Source organism: Rhodococcus sp. 2H158 (assembly GCF_053764755.1).
In genome coordinates this window covers 87,573-100,853 of sequence record NZ_JBSNCE010000001.1, presented here as the reverse complement: position 1 = coordinate 100,853, position 13,281 = coordinate 87,573, and the positions used below count along the sequence as shown (strand labels likewise).

General features: G+C 69.9%; 9 protein-coding genes. 5 read left to right on the top strand and 4 right to left on the bottom strand.

Annotation, left to right across the window (positions count from 1 at the left end; translation table 11 throughout):
* Nucleotides 1–13: 13 nt before the first annotated feature.
* From ACWPOB_RS00475 to ACWPOB_RS00460, 4 genes are all read right to left on the bottom strand, one after another.
* Nucleotides 14–856: a mycofactocin-coupled SDR family oxidoreductase gene (locus tag ACWPOB_RS00475; protein WP_072636626.1), complete on the bottom strand. Its 843-nt coding sequence runs from the start codon at nt 854–856 to the stop codon at nt 14–16.
* Nucleotides 857–1,214: 358 nt separating this feature from the next.
* Nucleotides 1,215–1,826, bottom strand: a complete 612-nt coding sequence (locus ACWPOB_RS00470; protein ID WP_455399542.1) for a TetR/AcrR family transcriptional regulator — start codon at nt 1,824–1,826, stop codon at nt 1,215–1,217.
* Nucleotides 1,827–1,932: 106 nt separating this feature from the next.
* Nucleotides 1,933–3,459 (bottom strand): class I adenylate-forming enzyme family protein, encoded by a 1,527-nt coding sequence (locus tag ACWPOB_RS00465; protein WP_455399541.1) that lies wholly within the window; start codon nt 3,457–3,459, stop codon nt 1,933–1,935.
* A gap of 453 nt (nt 3,460–3,912) precedes the next feature.
* Nucleotides 3,913–6,231: an FHA domain-containing protein gene (locus ACWPOB_RS00460; protein WP_455399540.1), complete on the bottom strand. Its 2,319-nt coding sequence runs from the start codon at nt 6,229–6,231 to the stop codon at nt 3,913–3,915.
* Between the two features lie 289 nt (nt 6,232–6,520).
* Here ACWPOB_RS00460 and ACWPOB_RS00455 point away from each other — a divergent pair, with 289 nt between their 5' ends.
* The 5 genes from ACWPOB_RS00455 to ACWPOB_RS00435 all read left to right on the top strand — a co-directional run bounded on the left by ACWPOB_RS00455 (nt 6,521) and on the right by ACWPOB_RS00435 (nt 13,280).
* Complete coding sequence (locus tag ACWPOB_RS00455; protein ID WP_455399539.1) at nt 6,521–8,188, top strand: class I adenylate-forming enzyme family protein; 1,668 nt, start codon at nt 6,521–6,523, stop codon at nt 8,186–8,188.
* A 101-nt stretch (nt 8,189–8,289) separates the two neighbouring features.
* The gene (locus tag ACWPOB_RS00450; protein WP_455399538.1) at nt 8,290–9,591 is read left to right on the top strand and encodes an MFS transporter; all 1,302 of its coding nucleotides are present in this window, start codon (nt 8,290–8,292) and stop codon (nt 9,589–9,591) included.
* Between the two features lie 180 nt (nt 9,592–9,771).
* Nucleotides 9,772–12,357 carry a cation-translocating P-type ATPase gene (locus ACWPOB_RS00445; RefSeq protein ID WP_455399537.1) on the top strand — a complete coding sequence of 862 codons (2,586 nt, stop codon included), beginning with the start codon at nt 9,772–9,774 and terminating at the stop codon, nt 12,355–12,357.
* A gap of 69 nt (nt 12,358–12,426) precedes the next feature.
* Nucleotides 12,427–12,567: a hypothetical protein gene (locus tag ACWPOB_RS00440; protein ID WP_455399536.1), complete on the top strand. Its 141-nt coding sequence runs from the start codon at nt 12,427–12,429 to the stop codon at nt 12,565–12,567.
* Between the two features lie 221 nt (nt 12,568–12,788).
* Nucleotides 12,789–13,280, top strand: coding sequence for a TspO/MBR family protein (locus ACWPOB_RS00435; protein ID WP_455399535.1), 492 nt, complete (start codon nt 12,789–12,791; stop codon nt 13,278–13,280).
* Nucleotide 13,281: the final 1 nt, after the last annotated feature.

Here is a 13,281-nt window from a genome sequence, read left to right as displayed (position 1 = left end):
GGATCCGGGAGTGTCAGCCGCCGACCTTCTGGCTGGCGCCGGCGTCGATGGGCAGGTTGATTCCGGTGATGTAGCGCGATTCATCGGAGGCCAGGAAGATGATCGCGTTGGTGATGTCGATGGGTTCGACCCACGGGATGTTCGGCAGCGAGTGCATGGTGGCGAAGGCATCGCGGGAGTCCTCGAGGGTGGGGTGCTCGAGGTCGGGTCGGAACAGCCCGTAGAAGGTCTCGTTCTGCAGCAGTTTGGTGTTGACGTTCGTCGGGTGCACCGCGTTGACCCGGATTCCCTTGGGGCCGAGCTCGTTCGCGAGGGTGTGCATCAGGCCGACGATGCCGTGCTTGGCGGTGACGTAGTGGCCGACGTTCGGGTATCCACTCAGGCTCGAGGTCGATCCGGTGAAGATCACCGAGCCGCCCTCTCCGCGCTCGACCATGTTCGGGACCGCGGCCTTGACGGTGTGGAAGACACCGGTCAGGTTCGTGTCGATCATGTCGTTCCACTGTTCTTCGGTCAGGTCCAGGACCTTGTTGGCCGAGATGATGCCCGCGTTGGCGCAGACGATGTCGATCTTGCCGAATTCGGCGAGGCCGTCGGCGACGGCGGCCTGCATCTGCTGCAGATTGCGTACGTCGGCCTGGGCGGTGACTACGCGGCGGCCCAGTTCCTCGACCAGCCGTGCCGTTTCCTTCAGGTCCTCGAGCGAGGCCATCGGGTACGGCACACTGCCGATCTGGTCGGCGATGTCGATGGCGATGATGTCAGCGCCCTCTTTCGCCAGTCCCAGTGCGTGTGAACGTCCCTGGCCGCGTGCGGCCCCGGTGATCAGGGCGACCTTGCCCTCCAAGCGGCTCATTGAGTTTCCCAATCTCTCGATGTACTTCACTGCCGGTATCGGGTGAGTGGCAACAAACGTACGTGCGTTTGTTTCCTTAGAGTGTGATCTGAACGACAGCAAATGTCAACCACCTCGCTCGAGGAGAGCGTGAGCCCGTCACGAGCTCGATGCCGCAATCGCAAAGGCGGCTCAGATCTGGTGAAATTCACTCTCGAACAGAGACTTTCGCAACAGCAGGAACGAAGGCCTCCGCTGCGATGCACGGTCGAGGTCTAGGCGGCATGGCATACCGGCACGCCCCGCGGAGCGGCCCAGCACAGGCGGCCCCGCCGGGTCGACGTGCGCGAATACTCGTCGACCCGAGTCGGTATGTCGGTCAGCCGGCGGTCTCGACGCCGAGCTGACGCAGGGCCATCGTGATGTAGGTGTTGACCACCTTGTCGAGCGACTTGGGGCCGCCGGGCTTGTACCAGGACGACACGTGTGCGCCCTGCGCCAGAATCGAGTAGGTCTGCAGTTTGGCGTCGAGGATGTCGGCGCCGGTCTCCTTGGCGACGTCCTTGACCAGCTTCTGCAGCAACCGCTCGTATTCGGCGCGTTTGGCGAGGACTTCTTCGAGGTCCCCGTCGCTGAGCGAGCGCAGCTCGGAATTGCCGATGAAGACTTCCCGCGCGTGTTCGGCGTGGTAGCGGATGTGGCAATCGACCGCAGCCTTGAAGCGGTCCACTGCCGTGCCGTCGGCACTTGCGAGCGCGGCGTGGACCGCTTGGAGGAGTTCGTCCATGACCGACACCATGATGTCGGTCAGGAGTTCCTCTTTACCGCTGATGTGGTTGTAGAGGCTGCCGACCTGGATGCCGACCTCACTGGCCACCGTGCGCAGCGACGTCGCCTCGTAGCCGTGCGCGTAGAACAGCTTGGCCGCGGCCTCGCGAATAGCGACATTGGTGCGCGCGCCGCCGCGTGTCACCCGAGTTGCTCGAGTCACTGTGCCCCTCCGATGTAAAGTAGACGGTCCCCGAAGGGGCCGGCGAGCGATCTCAGAAACAATCGTACGTTAGTCGATCGACATTCGGCTGATCGTCTACGTGCCGTTACCAGCCCATCGCCGCCCGGATGTTGGTCTTGACGATCTTGCCGCTGGGATTCATCGGCAGGGCGTTCGGTCCGACCAAGGCGATCATCTTCGGCACCTTGTAGCCCGCCAGGCGCTCGCGCAGGAACGACGAGATCTCCACCTCCGTGACGCTCTGGCCCGGCCGAACCGCGATGACCGCGCGTACCTCCTCGTCCCATTCCTCACTCGGAACACCGAGGACAGCCGCTTCCATGACCGCCGGGTGCGTGTGGAGCAGTTGCTCGATCTCCGAGCTGTAGACATTCTCGCCGCCGGTCTTGATCATGTCCTTGGCCCGGTCACGGAAGTACAGGTAGCCCTGCTCGTCGCGGACCGCCAGGTCGCCGGTGCGCAGCCACCCGTTCTCGAGCACCTCCTTGGTGGCCTCCGGACGCCCGAAGTAACCGGTCATCAGATTGGGACCGCGGACACAGATCTCCCCGATCTCCCCGACGGCGGCCGGGGTGCCGTCGTACAGATCGCGCAGTTCGACCTCGGTGAGCAGGTACTCGGTCCCGATCGAGCCGTCGATCTCCGGCCGGAGCATGTCGTGGGGCTGCAGCCGGGTGACCATCGGTCCGGCTTCGGTGAGTCCGTAGCGGAAGAACAGCTCGACGTCCGGGATCAGCGCCGACACCGCCAGCTTGTCCGGCATGCGCAACAGGCCGGCACCGGTGTGCAGGGCCTTGAAGTGGCTGCGGAACCCGTCGGTGTCGAACGTGCCCGCCTTGAGCATGCGCCGGATCATGTTGGGCACGAGGAACATGTTGGTGATCGACTCGCGGGCGACGAGGTCCGCAATCTCGTCCTCCACGAACTTGTGCACGAGGACCGAGCTGTTGCCGGTGACGTAATGCGGGAGGAACCAGCACAGCAGGGCTGCGGAGTGGAACAGCGGGGTGACGACGAGGCCGCGGTCGTTCGCCCGGCCACCGATCCGACAGTCCGCGATCTCGTTGACGGCGTTGGTCAGAATCGCCGAGTGCGAGAGTACGACGCCCTTGGAGAACCCGGTGGTTCCGCCGGTGAACAGAATGCAGGCGGCATCCGACGGGCCGACCGGGACATCCCGGAGCGACTGCGAGCGCAGAAGGTGGTCGAACTCCTCGCCCTCGTGCACGACCGTGATCGGCCCGTTCAGGCCGCCTCCGGCCAGCACCTCGGCGATCGCGGCGTCGAATCCGTCACCGACGAGGACGACGCGGGCGCCCGTCTCATTGATGCCGTGCGTCAGCTCCTCGGTGGCCCACCGCCAGTTGTACGGGACGAAGGCAGCCCCGGCGGCCACGATGCCGAGGAACGTTTCGATGCTGAAGGCAGTGTTGCCGGCCAGCACACCGACGGTGTCGCCGGGCTTCACACCATGCAACCGGAGGCCGGCAGCGATCCGCCACGCCCGATCGGCGAGTTCTCCATGGGTGAGCCGCCGCGTCCCGTCGAAGATCGCTTCGCGTTGAGGCACCAGCCGCTCGTTACGACGAATAGCGTCGACGAGAGTAAACATCGTTCTCCTTAGCCGTACAGGTGTCGGTGTGGTCTCCAACACTACGCTAAACGTACGTACGTTTGCTAGTCCCGAGTTGTCTCACGGCAGCAGGGAGTGCTCGGACAGGCCGCAACTGACGGAGGGGATGGGAATCCGGCGCAATTCTCATGGAGGCGCTGGGCGGGTCCTCACGGTGTGTCGGCCTGCGGCGGGCACTCTCGCTACCGACGGAAGCTCTAGGGCACCGCGATCACAGGAGCCCGGACCGACGCCATCATGGCCCTGACGCGCACCGGTGCTCAGCGCGAAGATCGCGGCGATCAAGTCGGCCCGTGGCCGGCCGGGCGGCTCGCCTCGAGGTCGGCGCCATCCGCGACACCCTCCTGTGGGAGGTACGCGCCAGGACCGATCCGACGATCGGCTACGTCAGCGTCCTCCCAGGTCGATGGTCCTCGTGGCGGTGTTGAGGGCTCACCGGGCGCGCAGCCGCAACCGGGTGTAGGTGAACGTGGCGTAGACGATCCCGAGGAGGAGCAGCATCCCGGCCGAGAGCAGCCACCACGACGGGGCGTGTTGCCACAGCACGTCGGCCTCGGCGGTCGGGTCCTTGGCACGCAGGTCGGCGGTCGAGGCGGTCGCGGCGTAGCCCCAGCGCGACGGCGACAGCCACGACAGCTGGGCGAGCACGGCGCGCCCGGTGATGGGAATCAGGCCGCCGCTGAGCACGAGTTGCACCATGACCGTCACGACGAGCAGCGGCATCACCTGTTCGCCGGACCGGGCGACGGCCGACAGGGCCAGGCCGACCACCACGCAGGCACACGTGGTCAGCGCGATGTCGACGACGAGTTCGACGCTGCCGGAGGGGATCACGCTGCCGGGCCCGGGGGTGCCCTTGCCGACGAGGACGACGAGGACCAGCACGAGCGACTGCACGATCGCGGCGGCGCAGAACACCACGATCTTCGCGATCAGGTACGCCGAGGGCGCGAGCCCGGCGGCGCGTTCGCGGTGGTAGATCATCCGTTCGCCGACGAGGTCCCGAACGGTGAGCGACGAGCCCATGAAGCAGGCGCCGAGGATCAGCAGGATGAGGATGAATGCCAGCTCGCCGGGCTCCGCCCCCGGGCTCGGTGGGCCGAATCCGTCGCTGCCGGGCACCAGGATCGACAGCCCGCCGAGGATGAACGGCAGCAGCGACAGGAAGACGAGGTAGCCGCGGTCGGCACGGATCAGCCGCATCTGCCGCCGGGCGACGGTGCTCAGCTGTCGGCGGCGGGAAGTGTGGGCGGGGCGGCCCAGCGGCCCGGGGGCGGCGGCGGGGGGATGGTCGACGGCCGCGCTGCGGGCGAGATGCTCGGCGTGCACCGCGTCGGGTTCGGCCGCGACGCGGGCGAAGATCTCCGCCCAGTCGGTGCTGCCGAGGGCGGCGCCGACCTCGCCGGGCGGCCCGACGTAGGCGGTCTTGCCGCCGGGGGCGAGCAGCAGCACCTGGTCGCACAGTTCGAGGTAGGACAGCGAGTGCGTGATGACGAGGACGACCCGGCCGGAGTCGGCGAGGCGGCGCAGCGTGGTCATGATCTGCCGGTCGAGCGCCGGGTCGAGGCCGGAGGTGGGTTCGTCGAGGATCAGCAGCGACGGGCCGGTGAGCAGTTCGAGGGCGACCGACGCGCGCTTGCGCTGGCCCCCGGAGAGGCGGTCGACGCGGGTGCCGGCGTGCTCGGTGAGCTGTAGCTCGGCGAGCACCCGGGCGATCACCTCGTCGCGGTCGGCGCGGGTGGTGTCCGGCGGCAGCCGCAGTTCGGCGGCGTAGCCGAGGGCCTCGCGGACGGTGAGTTGCCGGTGGAGCACGTCGTCCTGGGGGACGAGACCGATCCGGGAGCGCAGGGCCTGGTATTCGGCGTGCACGCTGTGGCCGTCGAACTCCACGACCCCGTCGGTGGGGTTGCCGGTGCCGGACACGATCTTGGCCACGGTGGATTTGCCGGCGCCGGAGGGGCCGATGACGGCGGTGAGCGTGCCGGGCGGCGCGGCCAGGGCGACGTCGTGGAGCAGTCGACGATTCCCGTCGATGGTCAGCCCGACGGCGCGGACGCGCAGGCCGCCGGTCGCGGGAGCCGCCACCTTCTCCCGGGGGACGAGGGTGCCGTCCCGGACGACGAGGTCGGTGTTGCCGATCGTCACGACGTCGCCCTCGGTGAGGGCGGCGCGGGTGATCCGGGTGCCGGCGACGAAGGTGCCGTTGACGCTGCCGAGGTCCTCGATCTCGAGACCGTCCGGTCCGGTGCGCAGGGCCGCGTGCTGCCGGGAGGCCAGGACGTCGGGGACGACGACGGCGTTGTCGGCGGCCCGGCCGATCGACACGTCGCCGGGCCGGGGCGCGGGGCGGGGTCGGCGCAGCGCTCCGCGGGTCTCGCCGGCGCGGACCGCGGTCAGCTGGTCGAGCAGGCCCCATCTGCGTTCGCGGGTCGCCTCGGGTTCGGCGACGGAGATCCGGAGGTCGGGTCCCTCGGCCCGGTCGCCGAGCCGGGCGACGACGGTCCCGGTGACCCGGACCCGCTCCACCCGGCGGCCGTCGACGAAAAGCCCGTTCTTGCTGCCGGAGTCGACGAGATACCACCCGTCGTCCCAGTGCAGGAACGCGTGTTCGCGGGAGACCACCGGGTGGTCGAGGGTGACGTCCATCGATCGGTCGCGGCCGATGTGCACCGTCGCGCCGGGGCCGTAGCCGGCGCGCCCGTCGTCCCATTCGAGCAGGACCTGCGCGTGCCGGGTGTCCAGGTCGTCCATCGTCTCGGCCTTCCGTCAGACGTGTCCGCTCGCACCGACGTGCGGTCCTCGACCGCCCACCGACGATTCCCGACCGCTCGTCGCGTCGTGCGCCGGGAGCCGGTCGATCTCCGATTCTCCCACTCCGGGAATGCCCAGGCCAGGCCGTCGACGCGGACGGCGCGAGTGTGGTGTGTCCGATTTGACAGGCACTTGTGTGGCCCAGGACACTACTAACGGACCGCTTACCGACCGAGCGATCGGTCGTGGCGGTGGGAAGGTTCCGCAGTCGAGTGGAAGGAACTGCGTCGTGACGTCCGAAAAGCGCCCCTGGACCGCGCTCTACCCGAACGGGCTCGATCCCGAGCCGACGGTGCCGTTCGTCTCCCTGGTGGATGCGTGGCGCGCCCGCGTGGATGCCGACCCGGACGGCAAGGCCATCGCCTATTTCGACGGTGTGCTGACCGCCCGCGAGACCGACGAGCTCTCCGACGCCCTCGCCGTCGCCCTCACCGCTCGTGGGGTGCAGCGCGGCGACCGCGTGGGCATCTACCTGCAGAACATCCCCCAGTACGCGCTGACCCTGCTCGCGTTGTGGAAGCTCGGGGCCGCGGCGCTCGTGCTCAACCCCATGTACCGGCGGGCCGAACTGCGCCGCCTCGTCGACGACGCCGAGATCGTCGGCATCGTGTGCGCCGACACCGCCGTCGCGGAGACCGCGGACACCGTCCGCGACAGCTCCGTGCGGTGGATCCTCAGCACCAGCGACCTGGACTTCCAGACCCGCGACGACGCCCGGGTCTTCCCGTCGACGGACCGCGCCGTGGCCGCGCCCGACGGTGACCTCGTCGAGCTGATCGAACAACACCGGGGCCGGCGGCCGCCCCACGTCGAGATCACCGGCGACGACGTCGCGTTGCTCGCCTACACCTCGGGCACCACCGGTCCGCCGAAGGGCGCGATGAACACCCACGCCAACGTGCTGGCCGTGGCCACCACCTTCGGCTCCTTCGTCGGCCTGGCCGCCGGCGACGCGGTGTTCGCCGTCGCCCCGCTGTTCCACATCACCGGCGCCGTCATCAACGCCACGCTGGCGCTGGTGCACGACACCACCCTGGTCTTCGCGAACCGCTTCAACGCCGAGGTCGCGCTCGAGGCCCTCGTCGAGCACGGGGTCACGTTCACGATCGGCTCGATCACGGTGTTCAACGCCCTGTACGAAACCCCCGGCGCCGATGCCCGGCACTTCGCCTCGATCAAGACCCTCTACTCCGGCGGCGCGCCCATCCCGCCCGCGACCGTGGAGAAGTTCGAAGCGAAGTTCGGCAAGTACATCCACAACGCCTACGGCATGACCGAGACCTCCTCCGGCGTGATCGCGGTACCGCCCGGGCGGCGGGCACCCGTCGACCCGGCCAGCGGCACCCTCGCGATCGGCGTCCCGCTGCCCCTGCTCGACGCGCGTGTCGCCGACGCGGACGGCGCCGACGTCGAACCCGGCAAGCAGGGTGAACTGGAACTGTCCGGCCCGCAGGTGATCTCCGGGTACTGGCGCAACCCCGAGGCGTCCGCCGCCACCCTGCCGGGCGGGCGGCTGCGCACCGGCGACGGCGCGATCATCGACCGGCACGGCTGGGTCTACCTGGTGGACCGCCTGAAGGACCAGATCAACGTCTCCGGATACAAGGTGTGGCCCCGCGAGGTCGAGGACGCCCTGTACGAGCATCCCGCCGTCCACGAGGCCGCCGTCGTCGGCCAGCCCGACGACTACCAGGGCGAATCCGTGGTGGCGTACGTGTCGCTCGAACGCGACGCCCACACCACCGAGAGCGAGCTCGTGGACTTCGTCCGCGACCGCCTCGCCGCCTACAAGCGGCCCCGCCGGGTCCACATCGTCGAGAACCTCCCCAAGACCCAGACCGGCAAGATCCGGCGCAGCGACCTGCGCGACCGCACGATCCCCACCCCGACCGCCTGACGGTCCGTCCCCTCCGGCGTGACCGAATGTCACACGGGTTCGGTCACATCGAACCCATGTGACATTCGGCCACCGCTCCCGCGAACGAAAAGAGATACGACGTGAACACCGACGTCCGGAACACCCGGGGTGCGGTCGACACCGCGCCCACCCTGGCATCGAAGAAGAAATCGCTGTTCGCCAGCGCGGTCGGCAACGTGCTCGAGTGGTACGAGTGGAGCGCCTACGCGGTCTTCGCACCGTTCATCGCCGCGGTGATGTTCAACAACTCCGATCCGATCTCCGCGCTGCTGTCGACGCTCGCGGTCTTCGCCGTCGGCTTCCTCATGCGCCCCCTCGGCGGCATCGTGTTCGGCCGCATCGCCGACCGGCGGGGCCGCAAGTTCGTCCTCGTCACCACGATGCTCATGATGGCGACGGGCAGCCTCGTCATCGGCATCATGCCCACCTACGAGTCCATCGGGGCGTGGGCGTCGCTGATCCTGCTCGCCGCGCGGATCATGCAGGGCTTCGCCCACGGCGGCGAATCGGCCACCGCCTACTCGTACGTCGGTGAGATCGCCCCGCCGCACCGTCGCGGGATGTGGGGCAGCGTCGCCTTCATCGCGATCTTCGGTGGCTCGGTCCTCGCCTACAGCATCGGTGGCGCCGTCACCTCGTCGCTCTCCGAAACCGCCGTCGCCGAATGGGGTTGGCGCATCCCGTTCCTCATCGGCGCGTGCCTGGCCCTGGTCGCCCTGTACCTGCGTCGCAGCATGGACGAGAGTGACGTGTTCGACGCCCACCAGGAGGAGACGGATCAGCCGCGCATCCCGCGGAAGACCGTCGTCCGCGCGATCCTGCTGATGATCGGCATGACCTCCGGCATCACCGCCGCCCACTACACCTGGACGTCGTACGTCGCCACCTACGCCATCACCCAGCAGGGGATGGACCCCGACGTCGCCTACTGGATGTCGGTGATCGCCCAGTCGATCGCGCTCGTCTCCCTGCCCTTCTGGGGCATGCTGTCCGACCGGATCGGCCGCCGCCCGATGCTGTTCGCGTTCGCCGGCCTGATGCTCGTGCTGCAGCTGCCGCTGACGATGATGATCTCCTCGGCCGGATGGACCCTGCTCGTCGCGACGACCGTCGCGCTGCTCGTCGTGTCGGTTCCCGCGTCGGTGCTGTCGGCGACGCTGTCGGAGAGCTTCCCCACCCGGCTGCGGACCCAGGCGATCGGCTTCGCGTACTCGTTCTCCGTCGCGGTGTTCGGCGGAACCGCCCCGTACCTGAATCAGCTCCTGATCGGCCGTGGCCTCGGGTGGGCGTTCAGCGTGTACATCATGGTGCTGTGCGTGCTGACCGGCATCGCCTGCGTCTTCATGAAGGAGACCAAGGGCATCCGCCTCGAACACGCCTGACGGACGATTCGCTGCGCCCCGCCGGCACGGAACCGGCGGGGCGCAGCCGTGTCCGCGACGTCCCGCGGCCCGGCCCGGATGCCGATACGCTGGGGCTGCCGCAGCGGCGGGACCGGTCCCGGCGTGCTGTACCCGCTCCTCGTCGCGGTGACACGTCGATCCCGTGGGCGAGGAGGCGGTGTGCAGGCAGATTCCGGTGCGCGGCTGCTCGACAGCGACGGGCTCACCGGCAGGGAGGCCGCCGCGCGGCTCCGCCGGGACGGGCCGAACCAGCTTCCGGCCGCGCGACGGGTGCCGTGGTGGCGCAGGCTGCTCGCGCAGCTCACACACTTCTTCGCGCTGCTGTTGTGGTTCGCTTCGGCCCTCGCGTTCGTCGCGGGTATGCCGGAGCTGGGCATCGCCGTGATCGTGGTGATCGTCGTCAACGGCATCTTCGCCTTCGTGCAGCAGGAGCGCGCCGAGAAGGCCGCCGAACGCCTGGGGGAGCTGCTGCCCACCACCATCGTCGTGCGGCGCGACGGGGCGCTGCGCACCGTCGACGCCCGCGACCTGGTGGTCGGCGACGTCGTCGTGCTCACCGGCGGCGACCGGGTCCCGGCCGATCTGACCCTTGCGGTCGCGGGCCGCTGCACCTTCGACGAATCCACCCTCACCGGGGAGAGCGAACCGGTGCTCCGCACGGCCGGCGCGGCCGTGTTCGCCGGAACGTTCGTCGCCGAGGGCGAATCCGAAGGGATCGTCACGGCCACGGGTGCGAACACCCGCCTCGCCGGTATCGCGGCCCTGACCACTTCGGTGCGACGTCCACCCGGCCCGCTCGATCTGGAGATCCAGCGCATCGTCCGGACGCTCGCCTTCGGTTCCGTCGGCGTCGGCGCGGTGTTCTTCGCCGTGTCGCTCCTCGTGGGGATCTCCTGGCAGGACGCCTTCCTCTTCGCGGTGGGCATCACCGTCGCCCTCGTGCCCGAGGGACTGCTGCCCACCGTGACGCTGTCGCTGGCGATGGGGGCGCAGCGCATGGCCCGGGACAACGCGCTGGTGCGCAACCTCGAGGCCGTCGAGACCCTCGGTTCGACGACGTTCATCTGCACCGACAAGACGGGCACGCTCACCCAGAACCAGATGAACGTCGTCGAGGCGTGGACCCCGGCCGGGACCGTCGCGGTACGCGGGGAGGGGTATGCGCCCACCGGTGCGGTGACCGGCCCGGAGCCGGCGGTGGCGGCGGCCGCGACCGCCGGTCTCGCCGGTGCGGCCGCCTCGAAGGGTGGGATCACCCTCGACGACGACGAGTGGCGGGCGGTCGGTGACCCGATGGAGGCGGCGATCGCCGCGTTCGCGGCCCGTCTCGCCGGCCCCGGCGCACAGCCGGGGCCGGTCACCCGCCGGTTCGTGTTCGACCCCCGGCGCCGCCGCGAATCGGTGATCGTGGGCGGGCGGCTGCTCCTCAAGGGCGCCCCGGACGCGGTGCTTCCGCGCTGCGCCGACCCGGTCGAGCTCGTCGACCGGGCGGAGGAGGCGCTCGCGGACATGGCGTCGCGGGGCCTGCGGGTGCTCGCCGTCGCCCGCCGGACCCTGACCGATCCCGGCGCGGAGACCGACCCGGACCTCGCCGAACGCGACCTCGAACTCCTCGGCCTGCTCGGCATGGAGGATCCGCCGCGGACCGCCGTCCCGGCCGCGCTGCGGGCCGCCCGCGGCGCCGGCATCAAGGTCGCGATGCTCACCGGCGACCATCCCGAGACCGCGCGCGCCATCGCCCGCGAGATCGGGCTGCTCGGGCCCGCGGGCCGGGTGGTGCAGGGCAAGGACCTGCCCGAGGACGATCAGCTGCTCGGTGCCCTGCTCGACCGGGACGGCATCGTGATCAGCCGCGTCTCGCCCGAACAGAAGCTGCGCGTGGCCAGGGCCCTGCAGGACCGCGGCCACGTGGTGGCGATGACCGGTGACGGCGTCAACGACGGACCGGCCCTGCGGCAGGCCGACATCGGGGTGGCGATGGGTGAGGGCGGCACGGACGTCGCGCGCGAGGCCGCCGATCTGGTGCTGCTCGACGACGACTTCGCGACCATCCTCACCGCGGTGGAGCAGGGCCGTGCCACCTACGCCAACATCCGCCGCTTCCTCAGCTATCACCTGACCTCCAACGTGGCCGAACTGACGCCCTTCGCGCTGTGGGGCCTGTCGGGCGGGCAGTTCCCGCTGGCCCTGGGGGTGCTGCAGATCCTGTGCATCGACATCGGCACCGATCTGCTGCCGGCGCTCGCCCTCGGCGGCGAGCCCCCGAGCCGGGACACGCTGAAACGCCCGCCGGAACGCCGCCACCTCGTCGACGGGACCCTGTTGGTCCGGGTGTTCGGCGTGCTCGGGCCGACCGAGGCGATCGTCGAGATGAGCGCGTTCCTCGTGGCGCTGCTCGTCGCGGGCTGGCGCCCCGGGGGCGAATTTCCCACCGGGACGGCGCTTCTCGCGGCCTCCGGTGCCGCGTTCGCCGCCGTCGTCCTCGGTCAGGTGGGCGCCGCGTTCGCCTGCCGCAGCGCGACCCGGCCGCCGTGGCAGCTCGGGTGGGGCTCGAACCGGCTGCTGCTGTGGGCCGTGCTCGCCGAACTCGTCGCCCTCGTCGTCTTCCTCGGCGTCGGCCCGGTCGCCGACGTTCTCGGGCACGCGGTTCCGCCGCTCGAGGCGCTGGGGGTCGCGCTGCTGGGCATCCCCGCGGTCCTCGTGGTCGACTCCGTGTATAAGCGGGTGCGCCGTCGCCGACAGTGAGCCTGCGGGGCGTTCGGGGTGCGGGCATCCCGCCGCACGCGCACGATGGGACCGAAGGGGAGGAGTCGCATGGATGTCGTCACGGTCACGGATCTGCACAAGCACTACGGAGACGTGCGGGCCGTCGACGTCGTTGACGTGCCGGACGGGGGTTGCGCCGCCGCGGCACCGGGTATCCCCGGAACACCGCTCGCCGATGATCGGAAGTGACCCGCCATGATCGTCCCCGGCCTGACCGCACCGGACCCGGACACGGAGCCGGGCTCGCCCGAGCCTGCCCCGCCGATCCCGCCGACGCCCACGCCGCAGCCGCCGTTCCCGCCGGAGCCGGATCCCGAGCCCTCGCCACCGCATCCGCAGCGGCCCTTCCCCCAGATCCACGACCTCGCGATGTGACGACCTCGCCGACGGCGGGAGTAAGGAGAGCAGGCATGTCGAGCATGTTCGGCCGCACGTTGCTCGGAACGACCGCGGCGACCGCCGCGACGGCGGTGATGGGATCGATCGCCTCACGGGACGTGGACACACGCTGGTACCGGCGACTGCGCAAGCCGTCGTTCCAGCCGCCGGGTGCGGTCTTCCCCGTCGTGTGGACGGTGCTGTACGGCGACATCGCGGTGAGTTCCGCGGTGGCCATCGACGAGTTCGAATCGGAGGCGCGGGTCGACGAGGCCACCTACTACCGGGCCGCCCTCGCGGTGAACCTGGCACTCAACGCGTCCTGGTCGTGGGTGTTCTTCAAGGCGCATCGGCTCGTGCCGGCGACGGTGGTCGCAGGAGCGCTCGCGGTGAGCAGCGCCGACCTGGCGCGCCGCGCCGCCCTCGCGAAGCCGGCGGCGGGGGCCGCGCTCGGCCCGTACGCGGTGTGGTGCGCGTTCGCCACGGTCCTCAGCGGCCGGATCGCGCGGCTCAACCGGTCCTGAC

What these genes read in the sequence shown, in the direction of transcription:
- ACWPOB_RS00475 (WP_072636626.1), bottom strand. Translation starts at nt 856, where the DNA reads ATGAGCCGCTTGGAGGGCAAGGTCGCCCTGATCACCGGGGCCGCACGC.
- ACWPOB_RS00465 (WP_455399541.1), bottom strand. Translation starts at nt 3,459, where the DNA reads ATGTTTACTCTCGTCGACGCTATTCGTCGTAACGAGCGGCTGGTGCCT.
- ACWPOB_RS00460 (WP_455399540.1), bottom strand. Translation starts at nt 6,231, where the DNA reads ATGGACGACCTGGACACCCGGCACGCGCAGGTCCTGCTCGAATGGGAC.
- ACWPOB_RS00440 (WP_455399536.1), top strand. Translation starts at nt 12,427, where the DNA reads ATGGATGTCGTCACGGTCACGGATCTGCACAAGCACTACGGAGACGTG.
- ACWPOB_RS00435 (WP_455399535.1), top strand. Translation starts at nt 12,789, where the DNA reads ATGTCGAGCATGTTCGGCCGCACGTTGCTCGGAACGACCGCGGCGACC.